This window comes from Streptomyces profundus, assembly GCF_020740535.1.
GTDB classification, from domain to species: Bacteria; Actinomycetota; Actinomycetes; order Streptomycetales; family Streptomycetaceae; genus Streptomyces; species Streptomyces profundus.
In genome coordinates this window covers 4,691,507-4,709,128 of record NZ_CP082362.1, presented here as the reverse complement: position 1 = coordinate 4,709,128, position 17,622 = coordinate 4,691,507, and the positions used below count along the sequence as shown (strand labels likewise).

Annotated in this window: 17 protein-coding genes; 12 read left to right on the top strand and 5 right to left on the bottom strand. The window is 71.2% G+C overall.

Translation table 11 applies throughout. The features are described 5' to 3' along the window. Positions 1-4 precede the first annotated feature (4 nt). The 4 genes from K4G22_RS20750 to K4G22_RS20735 all read left to right on the top strand — a co-directional run bounded on the left by K4G22_RS20750 (position 5) and on the right by K4G22_RS20735 (position 3,633). A complete protein-coding gene (locus K4G22_RS20750) occupies positions 5-352 on the top strand; it encodes a winged helix-turn-helix transcriptional regulator (RefSeq protein ID WP_228081799.1) in 348 nt (115 codons plus the stop codon). 513 nt (positions 353-865) lie between these two features. Beyond that, positions 866-1,495, top strand: a complete 630-nt coding sequence (locus tag K4G22_RS20745) for a hypothetical protein (protein WP_228081798.1) — start codon at positions 866-868, stop codon at positions 1,493-1,495. A 169-nt stretch (positions 1,496-1,664) separates the two neighbouring features. After that, a complete protein-coding gene (locus K4G22_RS20740; RefSeq protein ID WP_228081797.1) occupies positions 1,665-2,207 on the top strand; it encodes a hypothetical protein in 543 nt (180 codons plus the stop codon). A gap of 226 nt (positions 2,208-2,433) precedes the next feature. Next, entirely contained in the window at positions 2,434-3,633 is a 1,200-nt protein-coding gene (locus K4G22_RS20735) for a hypothetical protein (RefSeq protein ID WP_228081796.1), read from the top strand. 189 nt (positions 3,634-3,822) lie between these two features. Here the strand turns inward: K4G22_RS20735 and K4G22_RS20730 are convergent, their stop codons facing one another. Next, the gene (locus K4G22_RS20730; protein WP_228081795.1) at positions 3,823-5,547 is read right to left on the bottom strand and encodes a S8 family serine peptidase; all 1,725 of its coding nucleotides are present in this window, start codon (positions 5,545-5,547) and stop codon (positions 3,823-3,825) included. Between the two features lie 324 nt (positions 5,548-5,871). Here K4G22_RS20730 and K4G22_RS20725 point away from each other — a divergent pair, with 324 nt between their 5' ends. The 3 genes from K4G22_RS20725 (at position 5,872) to K4G22_RS20715 (ending at position 8,058) form a co-directional block, all read left to right on the top strand. Continuing rightward, on the top strand, positions 5,872-6,465 hold the full coding sequence (locus tag K4G22_RS20725) for a hypothetical protein (RefSeq protein WP_228081794.1): 594 nt from the start codon (positions 5,872-5,874) through the stop codon (positions 6,463-6,465). Between the two features lie 318 nt (positions 6,466-6,783). Continuing rightward, positions 6,784-7,443 carry a hydrolase gene (locus K4G22_RS20720; RefSeq protein WP_228081793.1) on the top strand — a complete coding sequence of 220 codons (660 nt, stop codon included), beginning with the start codon at positions 6,784-6,786 and terminating at the stop codon, positions 7,441-7,443. 225 nt (positions 7,444-7,668) lie between these two features. Continuing rightward, positions 7,669-8,058: a nuclear transport factor 2 family protein gene (locus K4G22_RS20715; protein ID WP_228081792.1), complete on the top strand. Its 390-nt coding sequence runs from the start codon at positions 7,669-7,671 to the stop codon at positions 8,056-8,058. Positions 8,059-8,145: 87 nt separating this feature from the next. On the opposite strand, the gene K4G22_RS20710 is transcribed toward K4G22_RS20715, so the two are convergent. The 4 genes from K4G22_RS20710 to K4G22_RS20695 all read right to left on the bottom strand — a co-directional run bounded on the left by K4G22_RS20710 (position 8,146) and on the right by K4G22_RS20695 (position 10,564). After that, positions 8,146-8,427, bottom strand: coding sequence for a (4Fe-4S)-binding protein (locus tag K4G22_RS20710; RefSeq protein WP_228081791.1), 282 nt, complete (start codon positions 8,425-8,427; stop codon positions 8,146-8,148). A gap of 32 nt (positions 8,428-8,459) precedes the next feature. Beyond that, entirely contained in the window at positions 8,460-8,768 is a 309-nt protein-coding gene (locus K4G22_RS20705) for a GNAT family N-acetyltransferase (protein WP_228081790.1), read from the bottom strand. A 133-nt stretch (positions 8,769-8,901) separates the two neighbouring features. After that, positions 8,902-9,369 carry a MarR family winged helix-turn-helix transcriptional regulator gene (locus K4G22_RS20700; RefSeq protein WP_228081789.1) on the bottom strand — a complete coding sequence of 156 codons (468 nt, stop codon included), beginning with the start codon at positions 9,367-9,369 and terminating at the stop codon, positions 8,902-8,904. Positions 9,370-9,544: 175 nt separating this feature from the next. Continuing rightward, a complete protein-coding gene (locus tag K4G22_RS20695) occupies positions 9,545-10,564 on the bottom strand; it encodes an acetylxylan esterase (protein WP_228081788.1) in 1,020 nt (339 codons plus the stop codon). A 222-nt stretch (positions 10,565-10,786) separates the two neighbouring features. On the opposite strand from K4G22_RS20695, the gene K4G22_RS20690 reads away from it, so the two are divergent. From K4G22_RS20690 to K4G22_RS20670, 5 genes are read left to right on the top strand one after another with little or no spacing between them, the layout of a single operon-like run. Then, positions 10,787-11,854: a LacI family DNA-binding transcriptional regulator gene (locus K4G22_RS20690; protein WP_228081787.1), complete on the top strand. Its 1,068-nt coding sequence runs from the start codon at positions 10,787-10,789 to the stop codon at positions 11,852-11,854. Next, complete coding sequence (locus K4G22_RS20685) at positions 11,851-13,449, top strand: FAD-dependent oxidoreductase (protein ID WP_228081786.1); 1,599 nt, start codon at positions 11,851-11,853, stop codon at positions 13,447-13,449. The genes K4G22_RS20690 and K4G22_RS20685 overlap by 4 nt, the downstream gene beginning before the upstream one ends. Positions 13,450-13,490: 41 nt before the next feature. Continuing rightward, on the top strand, positions 13,491-15,470 hold the full coding sequence (locus K4G22_RS20680) for an ABC transporter substrate-binding protein (protein ID WP_228081785.1): 1,980 nt from the start codon (positions 13,491-13,493) through the stop codon (positions 15,468-15,470). 27 nt (positions 15,471-15,497) lie between these two features. Beyond that, the gene (locus K4G22_RS20675) at positions 15,498-16,490 is read left to right on the top strand and encodes an ABC transporter permease (protein ID WP_228081784.1); all 993 of its coding nucleotides are present in this window, start codon (positions 15,498-15,500) and stop codon (positions 16,488-16,490) included. A gap of 10 nt (positions 16,491-16,500) precedes the next feature. Next, positions 16,501-17,622 (top strand): ABC transporter permease, encoded by a 1,122-nt coding sequence (locus tag K4G22_RS20670; RefSeq protein ID WP_228081783.1) that lies wholly within the window; start codon positions 16,501-16,503, stop codon positions 17,620-17,622.

Sequence of the window (17,622 nt, the reverse complement as noted above, 5' to 3'; positions counted from 1 at the left end):
CCGTATGCGTCGGACGACTGCCATTCCGTTCGACGACGAACTTTGCCCGTCGTCGATGCTTCCGGTCCGGATGCGGAACAAGTGGGCCCCTCTCGTGCTACGGCTAATCGACCACGGCCACACGTCGTTCAACGCTCTCCGACGGGAACTGCCACGCGTCGGCCCCAAGGAGCTCACTCGCGCTCTCCGCTCACTGGAGCGGGACGGATTCGTCACCCGCGGCCCGGCCGGCTACCGCCTCACGTCCCTCGGGCGGAGCCTGCTCAAGCTACTGCTCCACGTCTCCGCGTGGACGACGGAGCACTGGGACGAGATCGTCGACGCACGGGAGGTCGGCTCCACCGCCCGGTGAACCACCGGTCATCCCGTTGGGCGCCCATGACCTGGTCGCTTCGCACAGGCACGGGGCCGGGCCAGCCGACGGACCGATCCCGCGTCGCGGTCTCCCGAAGCGGTCACCGGTCGGGAACGTGCACCCCCCGGTGCGGATCGGCGGGGTGTCCTCCATCGTCGAGTCGGTTCTGTGATCGGTAGGGCCGGTCGCGGGAGAGCATCGCCGGCAGAAGGGATGTCACCCGCTCCCGCTGGGCCGTGCACGGAACGCCTCCGCACGTCCAACGGGATGGCAGAGAACGGGTAGCGCGTCGTGGCGATCCCGAACCGGACGGGAGGCGGGGCGACATGCGGCGTGTACCGGTGACGCGGTGGCCGGGCGATCCCGCGTCGGTGTGGGGGCACGCCTCGACAGGAACGGTCTCGGAGCCGGAGCGGCCGTGGGGCGTGACCCCCCGTCCGGGCGGTGGGGCGATCCGCGGGACCACCTCTGCGACGGGCTGTTGGACACGGAAGCGACGGAGTTGGGCCCATGGCACGGAGAGAACGAAGCGAGCGGATCGTGACGCGGGTGTTCGTGGGCACCGGCCCGGACGCGCCGTTCCTGGTCCGGCATGACTGGGCCATCCCGGCCCTCGTCTTCGGCGGCTGCGGCGTCTTCGGCGCCGTGACGCTGTGGCTGACCTGGATCGGGTGGGGACACGTGCTGGTGTGGGCGCTGATCGCGGTCGGCGCCCTCGCCGCGGTGCTGATGGTCCGGATGCTCGCGCATCTGCGGAGGGCGACGCGCGGGCCCCTGCCGGCGCTCGACCGGACGCCGCGCACCGCGACCGTCGTCCTCAACGCCGACAACGGCGAGGGGCACACGCTGCTGCTTCGCTACACCGGGGCGGACGGCGGGCCGCACAGCGCGCAGTTGGCCGACTCCCCCGACGACACCTGGGTCGACGCGTTCACCCCGGGCAGCACGTGGCAGGTGTACACGTTCCGCGACCCGGAGCTCGCCGACTCGGTCGTGTTCCTCACCGAGGCCCACGACGAGGTGTGGCGCGACGGGTACGTGCTCGACGGTGTCCGCATCGGCGGCGAGGGCGGGCCGCTGACGCCGGGGCCGGGATCGCCGTTCCTGCGGGAGGACGGGAAGTGGAGGTTCGCCCCGTGACCGGCAGGTCGAAAAGTGGACGCGTCCGGCGAGAACCCCGGCGACGCGGGCGCGCGTCCGCCGTCGGGCGCGGCACGAACACGCCTGCGGGGCCGGACGATCCGCAGGACGTCCGGTTCGTCGAACGCGGGGACGAGGACGCCCGAGGGCGAAGGAAGGAGGCACGCCCATGAGCGCGGCGAAGACCCCGGAGACCCCGGAGACCAAGGCGCGCGCACGCCGGTGGTCCCGCGTAGAGCGCTTCGCGGTGCGGATGACGTTCGTCGCCATCGGGCTGCCCCCGGTGGCGTTGGGGGTCGCGGTGCTGCTGCACATGAACGGCGACGACAGCGCCTTCGGCGTCGTCTGGTGGGTGGTGGGGGCGGCGGCGGTGGTGCTGGTGGCCGCCGCGTTCCTGGAGATCCACGCGCAGGGCCATCTCACCGAGGCGAAGTTCGCCGCCGGCTACCTGTCCGCCGGCATGGTCGACGAGGTGATCGAGGAGCCATCGGAGGTACTGGCCCCCTCCACGCTCACGCTCATGATCACCGCCGAGCTGCCCGGGCGGGTGAGGATCCGCCGGAGGCTGGACAGCTCGATGTACCAGGCCGGCCCCGGTGCACGAGTCGGGCAGACGATGATCTTCCGCCACAACACCCTCGACCCCGACGACCTGGGGGACGTGGTGTTCGTGAGGTTCACGGGCATGGTTCAGAAGAGGCGACGCCGATGACGGGCAGGGACGCCGACGGGAGGACGCAGGGGCTCCGTGCGGCACGTGGGCGCCAGGACCGAACAACTCCCCCCGCACGCACGCCACCCCCTGGCCCCGGCGAATATCCTTGGGCAACGCTCACGACCGAGCGCGCCCAGCAGCCCAGCGCCCCGGGCGGGCGAGACGGCGGAGTTGGTCCGCCGCTCATCGGTTTCGAGAACGCCTGGCGGCGAGGAGGCGACGGGTGAACGACGACGAGATCATCCGGTCGTTCAACGTGCGGGAGCAGGTCTCGCTCACCGTCGACCGCGCCCCCGCCCGCGTGGTCGCCATCGCGCACGAGTACGGCTACGCCCTCGACGACTACCTCATGACGGTCCGACCCGTCCTGTACCGGATGAGGTTCGTCCGCGACGACAGCGAGGAAGCACGACGTCGCGCGGCCTGGGCGGACCACCACCACCGCACCTCCGGCGCCTGGTGGGCCGCCTGCTGGCCCAGCCCACCATCCCCCTCGGGCATCTCCCCCGACGACGCCGCCGCCTACCGCATCGCCGTCCACCAGCAACGCCACCACCCATGGCGTCAACTGCTCCTCGCCTTCGGCGTCCTGATGTCCCTCGCCCTCATCGGGGCCTGGGCCCTCGCCAGGGTGTCGATGCCCGCCGCCGTGCTCCTGCCCCCGGTGACGGCGGGACTCGGCGGCTGGCTCATCACCTGGAGCCGACGAAAGGCACGGGCCGCGCTCCCCGAACACGTCGCGCTCCTCGCACAGTTCGAACGCCAGCGGGTCCACCCCTCGTCTGGGCAGCCAGGAGGAGGCAGGGCTGTCCCCGTGTGGATAGCATCGCCTGGCCAGAGCGAGACTTCCGCACCGGCGCCAGGCGTCCCGGGCCAGCGAGGAGGCCACGTGAGCGAGAAGTACTCGCCTATCCCGGAGCTGAACCTGCTCAAGGAGTTCGAGGAGCGGATCGGTCCGGTCTACTACTCGGACGGTTTCGAGCTGCGCGAGTACGGCGCGGACGCCGGCCTCCATACCTGGTCGGAGCATCCGGAGTTCCTGAGCCGGTTCGTCCCCTTCGCGCAGGCCAACGGCTCCGGCTCCGACTACGCGCTCTGGCGGTGCGACGATCGGACCGACCTTGCCACGTTGCCCGTCGTCCTGGTCGGCGACGAAGGGCACCTCTATGTGATCGCGCGAAACCTGATGGAGCTGTTCCAACTTCTGGCCATCGACAGCGAGCCCGTCGCCGACTTCGGTTTTCTCGCCGCTGAAGACGTCGAGGAACACAGCGACGGCCACCATGAGTTCCTCACCTGGTTGAACCAGAACTTCGGCCTTGTGCCGCCGAAGGACCCGCACGCGCTCTGGAGCGGGCGAAAGGAGACTGACGATCGCTTCAGGGCGTGGGCGAGCCGGTTCGTCGAGCTGGACGACCGCTGACAGCCCATCAGCCGCGTCGTGCCGTTCGGCCTGTGGACAGTGCCCCGGCCAGCCCACCACCGCACGCTCCGGATCCGGCCCAGCCGCTTCGGTGGGTCGGCGGCCGGCGGGGGAACGGGGCGCCCGGCAAGGCGAGTCGCGTCCATCCGACGCGGATCGGCATGCCGAGCGCCCCGTCTCCGTTCGTCCTCAGGGCACGGACAGCGAGGAGTCCAGCTGGGTGCTGCGGCCCTCCTCGTCGAAGGCCGTCACCGTGATCTGGTACTCCCCGCCCGAGGGGAAGCTGCGATCGAAGGCCCATCCCCGGATGATCGCGCCGTCCACGTCCCACTCGAAGGGCTGGGGGGACGGGGTCTCACCGGACGCCAGGTACGGGGCGGAGCCGCAGTCCCAGTGCGCGGCGCGCTCGTAGCAGAAGGTGCTGACCCAGAACGGAACGGGCTCGCCCGCGCTCTCGCTGAGGCCGACGCGGGTGGTCCAGCTGTGCGTGTCGCCCACGGCGTCGGTCACGGTCAGCTCGATGGCGTGGGAGCCGGGAGCCATGGTGTGCGTGACGGTCTCGCCGGAGTCCTGCCGGCCGTCGCCCAGGTTCCAGTCGTAGGCGACGATACCCGCGCGCGACCGGGAGTCACCGCCGTCGAAGGTGCAGCTCCAGGCGCCGTCGTCGCCCAGCGAGCAGTCGCTGCGGGCGAAGGCGCGCAGCGGCCCCGGGTCCCTCGGCGGGGCCACCTGGATCAGGACGTTGCCGCTGCCGGCGCCCGGATCGTCGATGGCGTCATGGACGAACACCGACTCCACCAGATAGTCCCACCACAGCTCCATGGGCTCGGTGCCCTGGTAGTCGTGCAGGCCGAGGGCCAGCACCCCGGTGGTGTGCGCCGCGGCCATGGAGGTGCCGGTCAGCGTCTCGGTCGCGGTGTCGTCGCCGATCCAGGCGGCGGTGATGTCCTCCCCCGGGGCGAACCCGTTGACGGCGGGGCCCCAGTTGGACGAGGGGTGGCGGCTGTCGTCCGCCGTGCTGGCGGCGGCGGTGATCACCCGGTTGAGGCGGGCCGGGCTGACCTGGGACGCGTCCTGGTCGGAGTTGCCGGCCGCGGCGACATAGTGGACTCCCGCGGTCAACGAGGCGTTGACGGCGGCGTCCAGCGCCTCGTTCGCGGGGGTGCCGATGCTCATGTTGACCACGGAGCTGTCATCGGCCCGGGCGGTGATCCACTCGACGCCGGCGATGACATCGCTGACGCTGCCGGCACCGGTCGCGTCGAGCACCTTCACGGACACCAGGGACGCCTGCTTGGCGACCCCGTACTCCGTGCCGGCGGCGGTGGAGGCCACATGGGTGCCGTGCCCGTTGTCGTCGGTGCCGTCGCCGCCGAAGGCGTCGAAGCCGGGCACGGCCCGACCGCCGAAGTCCTCGTGGGTGTGGTTGATGCCGGTGTCCACCACGTAGATGGTGGTGTCGGCGCCGCCGTGCGCCGGGTGGGTGTAGGACGCGTCCAGCGGGAGCGCGGGCTGGTCGATGCGGTCCAGGCCCCAGGACGGCGGGTCGTCCTGGGTCTCGGTGGCGACGGTGACCAACTCGTCCTGGTAGACGGCGGCAACGGCGGGGTCGGCCGCCAGTCGCGCGGCGTCCTCCTCGCTGGCCTCGATGGCGTAGCCGTTGATGACCGTCTCGAAGACGGTGCCGACGGTGGCGTCGTGCTCCTCGACGAGCTCGGCGGCCGTCTCCGAGCCGGCGGCGACCTCCTCGTTCAGCACGACGATAAAGCTGCCGTCAATGGCCGTGGCACTGCCCGCACCCACGATCTCGCCCGGCCTGTCGGGCGTGGCCTGGGCGATGGTCGGTATGAGGACGCCTACGCCCAGTACGGCCACCGCGCCGGCGGCGATGGCGCCGGCTCTCCTGTGGGTCATCCATGATCCTTACGATGAGATAGCTCCGAAACGTTCGCTCGCAGAAACGTTCGCTCGCGCAACACCGTACCGTAACTACCCTTTGAAATAAGGCGACTTCAAAGGTGCAACCAATCGCACTGCAAAGCACCCTTGCCGGCGTCCGCCGGGCCTGGCGGCGCGACGCCCCGGGGACGGCGACCGCCCCCGTCCGGCACCCGGGCGCCGTTCGGGCGGCACGGACAACAGCCGCCCGCCGGCGGCCCGTTCGGCCTTGGCCGGCGGCTCCGCCGGGCCGCCGCGTGCCATGCTTGGCGGTCCCGGTCGACCAGAACCTTCGCCGAGGTGGGCAGGCGGTCCAAACTGTTGAACGAGCACGAGTTCATCGCCCGGCTCGACGGTGCGGAGCGAGTCTCCGTCAACGTCGTCACCGATGGCCGACTTCTCGTCGCCATCGGCTATGAGTTCGGCTACCGCCTGGACGAGATACGGGGAGGAACGAGCTTCACGCTGGTGTTCCTGCGGGACGACAGCGAGGAGGCCCGGCGTCGCGCCGGATGGACGACGCGGCTGTACCGCACCCATGGGGCCTGGTGGGACAGCTGTTGGCCGCCGGCCGTGCGGCACCTACCGGACACGGTCACCCCCGCCGAGGCCGGAGCAGCCAGGATCGCGGTCCACCGTTTCCGGCGCGCCGGCACCTCACCCACCCGCGCCATCCTCCTGATCGGCGGGGTCGTGGCCCTGATGGGGGCTGGTCACGCGCACGAGACGCCACCGCTGGCCCTGTCGCTTGTCGCACTCGCCGTCGCACTTCTCGCCGTCACCCCGGCCGCGGCGCGCCGGATCCTCACCGCCCACAGCCGCCAACTCGCCATCGTCGAACGCTTCGAGAACCAGCGCCACCACCCCCCACCTCACGCCCCAGAGGCGGCCTGAACGAAGCGCCTGGTTCGGGGCCCGCGGGCTCGACCCACGCCCCTTCCGGCATGCCCCCGAGGATTTGCGCTCGCTGCCCCTCGCACCCTCGCATACCCACGCACCCACGCACCCGCCCTGGCCGGCCCGACGCCTGCCGCCAACCCAGGGGCGGAGGGCACTAGTTGACAGCTCAACTACCGACACCTAACGTAGGTGACGCGTCAACCAGATGGTGGGGGTCGCCAGTCGACCAGCCCGTGTTCGGCTGCCCGCGGGCATCGAGATCCGGTGCGCCGCCCGCGGCCCGTGGACGCACAGCTCCAGAAAGGGAATCCCATGAGCACCGAGACCAAGGCCGGACTCGACGCGCTGCTGACGCCCGAGGAGAGCGTCCTCGTGCTGATCGACCACCAGCCGTTCCAGTTCGCCAACCTGAACAGCCACGAACCGACGATGATCGTCAACAACGTCGTCGGGCTCGGCAAGGCCGCCAAGGTGTTCGACGTCCCGACGATTCTGACGACCGTTCTGGAGGAGCGCGGCGGCCTTCTCCTCCAGGGGCTACAGGATGTGTTCCCGGAGCAGAAGCCGATCAACAGGACCCTCATCAACACCTGGGAGGACGAGCGCGTCGTGGACGCCGTCAAGGCGACCGGACGCAAGAAGCTGATCATCGCAGGCCTCTGGACGGAGATCTGTGTGGCCATGCCGGCCATCCAGGCGGCGGGCGAGGGCTTCGACGTCTTCGTCGTCACCGACGCCTCGGGCGGCGTCTCACCGGAGGCGCACGACATAGCCGTGCGGCGCATGGCCCAGGCGGGCGTGGTTCCGATCACCTGGGTGGCCGTGATGAGCGAGTGGCAGCGCGACTGGGCCCGCGAGAAGACCATCGCCGGCGCCACCGAGATCATGCTTCAGCACACCGGTGCCACCGGTGTGGCCTTCGCCTGGGAGACGCAGCTCCTCGCCGGAGGGCGCGGCGGAGACGGCGCCTGACGGGCCGTCGCGCCCCCGAGGCCCCGTGGCGTTCGTCCGCTACGACGGCCAGGGGGAGGTCGACCGTGTTCCGGGAGGCGCGAACGGTTGATCGACGGGGACGGGCCGATCCCGTCGCCGGTGGCCACGGCTCCAGCGGCGCTCCGGGACGGGTTGCCCCGCGTTCCGGCAACCCGTCCTCGGTGCCCCGGGCATCGACGAGTTGGTGACAAGGGAAGTCTGACCATGACCAGTGGTACCGCGCCTGACCAGGCTCGGCGTAACACCGAGACCGTGCTCACCGCCATGCGGGAGCTCTTCGTCGAGAAGGACCTCACCGCGCTCGACCGGTACTGGGCCGAGCCCTACGTACAGCACAGCCCCCAACTGCCCGGCGGTCTGGAAACGCTCCGCGCCGTGGTGCCGGGCCTGGAGGGCTTCTCGTGGGAGCCGAGGCGGATCGCCGCCCAGGGCGACCTCGTGTTCACCCACAGCATCGTCCACGGCTGGGCGCCGGGACCCGTCGTCATCGTCGACATCTTCCGGCTGGAGAACGGCCGGATCGTCGAGCACTGGGACGTCGTCCAGGACCTCACCCCGCCCGAGGCGACCGTCAGCGGCAACCCGATGATCTGACCGCCGAGCGGGCGGGGAGGAGCGGCGCGGCCCTCGTCCCGGTGAGCGGAGCGTGCGCCGTGGCCACGCTCCGCTCACCGCGCACGGTCAACCGCCGGGGGGTGCTTCGGCGGATCGGGCGGGCCGGTCCGGCGCCTCCGCCCCGCCGTCCGCGAGCTGGTATCGCAGCGCGCCCGAGGGGCAGCGCCGGACCACCTCGGCCAGGCGATCGGCGGCGGCGCCGTCCGGCTGGATCCACGGGCGCCTGCTCGTGTCGAAAACCTCGGGCAGGCCGTTGACGCACTCGGCCGCGTGCCGACAGCGCCCGGCCTCGAACGTGACCGTGATCGCCCGCCCCTGGTACGCCTTCCGCTCAGCTCCGCCGCTCATAACGGGCCTCCGTCTCCGCCGTGTCCGGCTGTTCAGTCGCTGACCTGGCTGCGGGACTGGTACAGCAGGTCCTGGTAGTCGGGGTGGCGAGCGATCCACGCCGCGAAGAAGGGGCAGGTCGCCAGCACCCGCAGGTTGGCGGCGCGCGCCTCGTCCAACGCGGTGCGGGCCAGCGCGGACCCGACGCCCCTGCCTTCGTACTCCGGCGCGACCTCGGTGTGCAGGAACGCGATGAGTTCCGTCGTGCGCAGGTAGTCGGCGACGCCCGCGACCCCGGCCTCGCCGTCGACCCGGGCCTCGTACCGCTTCGCCGCGGGCACGTCGCTCACTTCAACCGCCATGGTGTCCTCCATACGTCCCTCGACCTGGGTCTCCGCACCACAGTAACCCCATCCAGTTGATGCATCAACTTGTTGCGGAAGCGGGGCGGCGGGAGAGGCCCGCCCGGCGACGAACTCGTCGCGACCCCGGTCGTCAGTCGGGCTGTCGCTCCATATGGGCGAGGACGCGGTTCGAGATCCGGGCGAGCGCGGCGAGTTCCTCGGCGTCGAGGGCATCGATGAACAGGCGGCGGACATGCTCGACGTGCGTGGGCGCGGCATCCTCGATCGCCTGGTAGCCGGCCGCGGTGGCGACGATGAACGCGCCGCGCCCGTCGTCGGGGCACTCCTCCTTGGCCACAAGACCGCGCTTCGCCATCCGCCCGACCTGGTGGGACATCCGGCTCTTCTCCCACTCCACCAGCTTGGCCAGGTCCATGAAGCGCATCCGCCCGCCGCCGGTCTCGGTGAGCTTGGCCAACACGATGTAGTCGGCGGCGGACATTCCGGAGTCGGCCTGGACTCGGCGGGAGAGCCGTCCGATGAGCTTCTCCTGCATGCGGATGAAACTGTCCCAGGCGGCCTGCTGCTCCGAGGTCAGCCAGCGAGGCGATGCGTTCATTGAGGGAGTGTAGCGAGATCGTTGACAGCTCATCTATCCCGCTGACGTGGCCGATCCCGATTCCACGCCCGGAACCCGCCTTGGGCGCGACCCGGTCAGCCGGGGTGCCGCCGGCCAGTTCCGGTCGGGACCGCCGCCACCGGCACGTCGCCGCGGGGCCGGCTCAACGGTCCGCTCAACGATCAGGTCGTCGCTCGTCGGGGGTCTCCGCGAGGAAGCGGTGGGTGGAGCGCAGGAGCGCGGCCTGTTCTCTCGCCGCGTCCGGGTGGTCGAAGTGGCCGGCGGTCAGGACGAAGAGCCGGCGTGGGCCGGCCAGCGCGTTGTGGATCGCGAACTGCCCGGGCGGCGGCACCACCGGGTCGAGGAGCGCGGCCCCGACATGGGTGGGAACGCGCAGGTGGGAGGCGGCCGTCGCCGCGTCGAAGTAGCGCAACACGTCGGCCACGCCCGGCCGCACGCGGTGCAGGCGGCGCACCGCCTCGCCGCTGCCGGCGCAGGGCAGGGTCAGCCGCAACGGGTGGTTGCCGAAGCTGGGCACGGTCAGCGCCGCCGCGCTGAACCGCTCGTCCCAGGGCAGCGCCAGCGGGCCGATGCCGCCGCCGAAGCTGGTGCCCAGATAGGTCAGTTGGGCGGCGGCCTCGGGGACCAGCTCCAGCAGCGCCGTGGCCGCGCACCAGACGTCGGCGGCACAGTCGCCGTGCACATAGGTGTCCCGGGACGCGATGCCGTGCAGCACGTGTTCCTCCGCCGCCTCGGGTATGTCGGGGAAGCGGCTGAGCGCGCCCAGGCCCCGCAGCACGGGCCAGACGGTGGCCGCACCGGGCGGTGGCAGCGTCGGGTCCGGGCGTTCGCGACCGCCATATCCGTGGGTGGCCACACAGCCTCGGGTGACAGGGCCCGAGGCGGGCAGGGTGAGCCAGCCGCCGATGCGCCGGCCGCCGACCGAGCCGAAGTCGACGCGGTGGGTGCGGTGGGCGGCGTCCCGCTGGACCAGGGGCCCGATCCTGGGCCTCACCTGGACCTCGGCCGCCCTCGCGAACCGAAGACGCCAGAAGTCGGCGAAGTCCCCGGGCGCCGGCGGGGCGCCCACGGCCAACAGCCCCTCCGGGTCGTACCCATAGGTCGGATCGAACGGCCCCGCATACCTCAACCGCCTGACGCGAACGTTCGCTTCGGCGAACTCTGCCGTTTCCATCGCGGTGCTCCTCGGTGTGCTTCCGGTGGCCGCCCTACGAAACCTGAGCGGCACGGGACGGCATGGGACGGACCCAGCCTGCCTCGCGCCGGGCCGCCGAAACTTTCTCGGCGCATCGTCTTGACGCCCCCCACGGCGCTCCCTACATTCGCTGCAACCAATCAGCAGACAACTCGTCTTGCCTGCTGATGAGTTGCCGATACGAACCAGCGAGGGGAAGCAGTGCCAGTGAATCGCCAGCGGCGGGCGCCGACCCAGGCGGATGTGGCGCGCCGGGCCGGGGTGTCCCAGGCGACGGTCTCGGCCGTCGTCAACGAACGGGCCGCCAGCAGCCGCATACCGCAAGCGACCGAGCGGCTCGTCCGGCAGGCCATCAGCGAGCTGGGCTACGCGGCCAACCCCGCCGCCCGCTCCCTGAAGGGCAAGGGCAACCGGCTGCTGGGGGTGCACACCTTCGAGGCCGTCTTCCCGATCAGCAGCCGGGACTTCTACCACGAGTTCCTGATCGGGGTGGAGGAGCAGGCCGTGGCCGAGGGCTACGACCTGGTGCTCTTCACCTCGACCGAGGACCACAACGGGGAGCGGCGCCTCTACCGCGACGGCACCAACCGGCTGAACGTCGCGGACGGCAGCGTGCTGCTCGGTGTCACCCACGACCTCTCCGACCTGGCGCGCCTCAGCAGGGACGGCTACCCCTTCGTCCACATCGGCCGCCGGGCCGTGCCGGGCGCCGAGATCGACTGGGTGAGCGCCGACTACACGGCCGGCACCCGGGACGCGGTCGGCTCCCTGACCGAGGCCGGCCACCGCAGGATCTGCTATCTGGGGCTCACCGACCGCACCGAGCCGCTCGTCGACCGGGAGGCCGGCTACCGCGCGGCCTGCGCGCGGGCGGACATCCCGCCGCTGCCGGTGCTGATGAACCCGGGTCAGCTCGAACAGGAGTGGTTCGACCTGGCCGTCGACTCCGGCATCACCGCCTTCGTCACCGAGGAGGAGTCGCTGACCGGCCGGCTCGCCGAGTTCGCCGCGCACCGGGGCCTGCGGATTCCCGCCGACCTCTCCGCCATCACCCTCCGCGACACCGGCGGCGGGCCCTACCCCGGGGTGGCCTGGAGCTCCCTCGGCATCCCACGCAACGAGATCGGAAGGGCCGCCGTGCGGCTGCTGGTCGAGACGCTCGCCGAGCCGGACGCGGCGCGCCCGCGGCAGCTCGCGCTGCCCTGCGCGCCCCCGGAACCCACCACCATCGCGCCGCCGCCCACCACCCGCCGCAAGGGGGACTCGTGACCGAGACCAGCGCCGACCTCGCCGTCATCGGGGGCGGGTTGGGCGGCGTCGCCGCCGCCCTCGCCGCCGCCCGCAGCGGCCTTCGGGTGCTGCTCACCGAGGAGTACGACTGGCTCGGCGGGCAGCTCACCGTGCAGGGCACCCCGCCCGACGAGCACCCCTGGATCGAGCAGTTCGGCGCCACCGCCTCCTACCGCGCCCTGCGCGAGGGCATCAGGGAGCACTACCGGCGCTGGTACCCGCTGACCGCCGAGGCGCGCGCCGACCGCGCGCTCAACCCGGGGCGCGGCCGGGTGAGCGCCCTGTGCGCCGAGCCCCGGGTCGCGCACGACGTGCTGCGCGCCCTGCTGGCCCCCTATCAGGCGTCCGGGCGGCTGGAGATCAGGACCGGTCTTGTGCCGTGCGCGGCGACCACCGACGGCGACGCCGTCACCAGCGTGACCCTGCGCTCCACCCGCGACGACGAACGCCTCACCGTGACCGCCCCGTTCGTCCTGGACGCGACCGAGACGGGCGAGTTGCTCCCGCTCACCGGAACCGAGTACGTCACGGGGTTCGAGTCGAGGGAGGAGACGGGGGAACCGCACGCCCCCGCCCAGGCCCAGCCGGACAACATCCAGGCCGCCTCCTGGTGCCTGGCCCTGGAACACCGGGCGGGCGAGGACCACACCATCGACAAGCCGGACGACTACGGGTTCTGGCGGGACTACCAACCCCCCTACTGGCCGGGCCCGTTGTTCGGCATGGTGGCACCGAAGCCACAGACCCTCGAACCCACGAGACGGCTTCTCGAACCCAACCCCGACCCCGACGACCCCGCTCCGCCGATCGCGGGCGACCTGGATCTGTGGGCCTTCCGCCGCGTCCTGGCCAGGGAGAACTTCACCCCCGGCTTCCTGGAGTCCGACGTCGTCATCGTCAACTGGCCGATGATCGACTATGTCGAGGGGCCGCTCCACGGCGGCGACGCCGAACAGGACGCCCGGCATCTGGCCGGCGCCCGCGCGATGAGCCGCGGTTTCCTCTACTGGCTCCAGACCGAACTGCCGCGCGCCGACGGCGGGACGGGCCTGCCCGGGCTGCGGACCCGCCCCGACGTGGTGGGCACGACCGACGGCCTGACCATGGGCCCCTACCACCGGGAGTCCCGCCGCATCCGGGCCGTGCACACCGTCACCGAGCAGGAGGTCTCCCTCGCGGTGCGCGGGGAGCGCGGCGCGGTGGTCCACCACGACTCGGTCGGCGTCGGCTCCTACCGCATCGACCTGCACCCCTCCACCGGAGGGGACAACTACATCGACATCGGCTCCTGCCCCTTCCAGATCCCGCTGGGCGCGCTGCTGCCGCGACGGACGGTCAACCTGCTGCCCGCCGCGAAGAACATCGGCACCACCCACATCACCAACGGCTGCTACCGGCTGCACCCCGTCGAGTGGAACATCGGCGAGGCCGCCGCGCTGCTGGCCGTCTACTGCCTGCGCGAGCGGGCCACCCCGCACCAGGTCCACGCCGACGCCCGGCACCTCGCCGACTACCGCGGCCTGCTGACCGACCACGGCGTCGAGCTGTCCTGGCCCCGGGTCCACGGGTACTGAGCAGCGCCGTGTCCCATCACGGAGGAATTCAGATGAACGCGATGACGCGTACGACAGGCCGCATCAACCGGAGAAGACTCCTCGCCGCCGGCGGCGCCATGGCGCTCGGCGCCGGGACGCTGACCGCGCTCGGCGGGTGCAGCCTCTCGCCGGACGGCGGCGGCGACGGGGGCGGCGCGGGGGACGGCGAGGGCGAGGCGCCCGAGCTGCGCCGCCTGGTCGAGGAGGGCGAACTGCCGCCGCTGGCCGAGCGGATACCGACCAACCCGCTGGTGGTGACCCCGGTGGACCAGGTCGGCAGCTACGGCGGCACCTGGCGCAACGCGCTGATCGGTGCCGGCGACACCTTCCGCCTCCAGTACACCGTGGGCTACGAGAACCTCGTCCGCTGGAACCTGGACTGGACGGCGGCCGAGCCCAACGTCGCCGAGTCGGTGACCGTCAACGGCGACGCCACCCGCTTCACCTTCCGGCTGCGGGAGGGCATGAAGTGGTCGGACGGCGAGCCGTTCACCGTGGACGACGTGCTGTTCGCCTTCCAGGACATCGCCATGAACCGGGACATCATCCCCGACACCCCCGGGCATCTCACCGCCGGCGGCGAACCGGCCAGGCTGGAGCGGGTCGACGACCACACCCTTGAGCTGGTCTTCGCCGCGCCCCGCGCGCTGTTCCTTGAGGAGCTGGCCAGCGGGCCGAGCGACATGCTGACCCGGATGCCCCGGCACTACCTGGCGAGGTTCCACCCCGACCACGGCGAGGACGCCGACGCCGCCGCCCGCGAGCTGGACTACTCGGGCGCGGTCGAGCTGCTCCAGGACGCCATGTACGCCGGCGCCCTGTGGAGCAACCCGGCCCTGCCCCGGCTGCACGCCTGGCTGCCGGGGAACGCGGTCGGCGACGGCACCCGGGTCCGTTTCACCCGCAACCCGTACTACTGGAAGGTCGACACGGAGGGCAACCAGCTGCCTTACCTCGACGGGATCGACTTCGAGATCGTCCAGGACGCCGAGGTGCTGCTGCTCAACGTCCTCCAGGGCGAGATCGACATGCTGGACCGGCATGTCACCACCACCCGCAACAAGCCGGTGCTGGCCGCCGAGCGGGAGGCGGGTGGCTACCGCTTCTTCGACCTGGTGCCGGACAAGCTCAACACGCTGACCGTCATGTTCAACCTGACCTGCCGGGACGAGGCCAGGCGCGAGGTCTTCAACCACCGCGACTTCCGCGTCGGCCTCTCCCACGCCATCAACCGGCAGGAGCTGATCAACGCCCTGCACGCGCGGCAGGGCGAGCCCTGGCAGGTGGCGCCGGCCAGGGAGTCGGAGCTGTTCGACGAGGAGATGGCGAAGCAGTACACGGAGTACGACCTCGACCTGGCCAACGAGGCTCTGGACCGCACCGGTTGGACGGAGCGCGACGGCGACGGGATACGTCTCGGCCCGGACGGCCGGCCGATCTCGTTCCGGGTCCTGGTGGGAACGGGCGCCGGCAAGCCGGAGTTGGCCGACGCGCTGGAGCTGATCCGCCCCGACTGGCGCGCCGTGGGCATCGACATGCGGGTGCAGAACGAGGACGAGACCCTGCGCGTCCAGCTCATCCAGGCCAACGAGCACCAGGCCCTGGTCTGGGACGGCGACGGCGGTCTCGACACCGTCAACACCCCCAACTTCTTCATGCCGGAGTGGGGGGACAACTCGGCCTTCTGCCCCGAGTGGTACACCTGGCTCGCCACCGGCGGCGCCGAGGGGCAGGAGCCGCCCGAGGCCGCGAAGGAGCAGTACCGGATCTACCACGATCAGCTCGCCGCCGAGCCCGACCGCGACCGGCGCACCGAGCTGATGCGGGAGATCCTGGCCATCGCCAAACGCGAGTTCTGGACCATCGGCGTCTCCACCGCGCTGCCCGGCTACGGCATCGTCGGCGAGGACTTCCGCAACATGGTCCAGGAGACGTACTTCGCCGGCACGTTCCCGTACCCCGGGGTGACCAACCCCGAGCAGTACTACATCGAGTCCTGAGCGCGGACGGAAACGGGACGGTCCGCGGTGCTGAGCTATGTGGCACGTCGGTGCCTCTACATGATCCCGACCCTTTTCGGGATATCGGTGGTGGCCTTCGCCATCATCCAACTTCCCCCGGGCGACTTCCTGACCACGTTGGTCTCCCGGATGGAGAACCAGGGCGAGCGGATGGACGAGGCCCAGCTGGCCGCCCTCCGCGAACGCTACGGGCTGGGCGATCCGATCGTCCAGCAGTACCTGAAGTGGATGGGGAACATCCTCCTCCACGGCGACTTCGGCCAGTCCTTCGAGTACAGCAAGACGGTCTCCTCGCTGGTGATGGACCGGCTGCCGATGACGATCGTGCTGGCCGTGACCACCCTGCTGCTCGGCTGGGTCATCGCCTTCCCGATCGGGCTCTACTCGGCGGTCCGCCAGTACTCGCCCGGGGACTACCTGGCCACCACCGTGGGCTTCCTGGGCCTGGCGATCCCCAACTTCATGATCGCGCTGATCCTGATGTACCTGGGCTACAGCCTGTTCGGGATGAGCGTCGGCGGGCTCTTCTCGCCGGAGTTCGAGGACGCCGCCTGGAACCTGGGCAAGCTCCTCGACCTGCTCGCCCACCTGTGGGTGCCGGTCGTCGTCCTCGGCACCGCCGGCACCGCCGGGCTGATCCGCATCCTGCGGGCCAACCTGCTGGACGAGCTCCGCAAGCCGTATGTGGTGGCCGCCCGCGCCCGGGGCATGGGCGAACGCCGGCTGGTGTGGCGGTATCCGCTGCGGGTCGCGCTCAACCCCTTCGTCTCCACCGTGGGTTGGGTGCTCCCCGGGCTGGTCTCGGGGGAGGTCATCGTCTCCCAGGTGCTCTCCCTGCCCACCACGGGACCACTGCTGCTCGGCGCCCTGCGCAGCCAGGACATGTACCTGGCCAGCTCGATCATCCTCATCGTCAGCGTGCTGACCGTCATCGGCACGCTGCTCTCCGACATCCTGCTCGCCTGGCTCGACCCCCGGGTCCGGCTCGGACAGCGGTAGGGGGCCCGCCATGCCTGCCGAACTCCCCGAAACCACCGACCCCTCGACCGAACGGGCCGTCGAGCGGCACTACACGGCCTCCCAGTGGCGGCTCGTGTGGTGGCGCTTCCGCAGCCACAAGCTGGCCATGGCCGGCGCCGCCGTGGTCCTCGCGCTCTATCTGGTGGCCCTCTTCGCCGACTTCCTCGCGCCCTACGGCACCGAGCACTTCGACGGCGACCTCCCCTACGCGCCCCCACAGATGCTCCACCTCGACGGCGACGGCCTCTATGTCAACGGCTACACCACCAGCGTCGACGACGAGACGTACGAGCAGACCTACACCGAGGACCCAGGGCAGCGGATCTCCGTCGGCTTCTTCGTCCGTGGCGAGGAGTACCGCCTCCTCGGCCTGATCCCCTTCGACCGCCACCTCATCGGCCCCACCGAGCCCGGCGCGTCCGTCTATCTGCTGGGCGGCGACCGCACCGGGCACGACCTGCTGTCCCTGCTGATCCACGGCACCCGGGTCTCCATGACCATCGGCCTGGTCGGCGTCGCCCTCGCCTTCGTCCTCGGCGTGGTCATCGGCGGCGTCTCCGGCTATGTGGGCGGCAAGACCGACACGCTGCTCCAACGCCTCGTCGAGTTCTTCATGTCCATCCCGACGCTGCCCCTGTGGCTGGGCCTGGCCGCCGCCCTGCCCTACGACTGGGGGCCGATCCAGCGCTACTTCGCCATCACCGTCATCCTGGCCATCATCGGCTGGACGGACCTCGCCCGGGTCGTCAGGGGACGCTTCCTCTCCCTGCGCGGCGAGGACTTCGTCACCTCGGCGCGGCTCGACGGCTGCCGACCACCCCGGGTGATCTTCCGGCACATGCTGCCCTCGTTCTCCAGCCATCTCATCGCGTCGCTGTCGCTGTCCATCCCCGGGATGATCCTGGCCGAGACCTCGCTGAGCTTCCTCGGCCTCGGCCTCCAACCACCCGTCGTGAGCTGGGGCGTGCTGCTCCAGGACGCGCAGAACGTCCGCGTCCTGACCAGCGCCCCCTGGCTGCTGATCCCCGGCCTCGCCGTCGTCGTCGCCGTCCTCGCCCTGAACTTCGCCGGCGACGGACTGCGGGACGCCGCCGACCCCTACCGGAAGTGA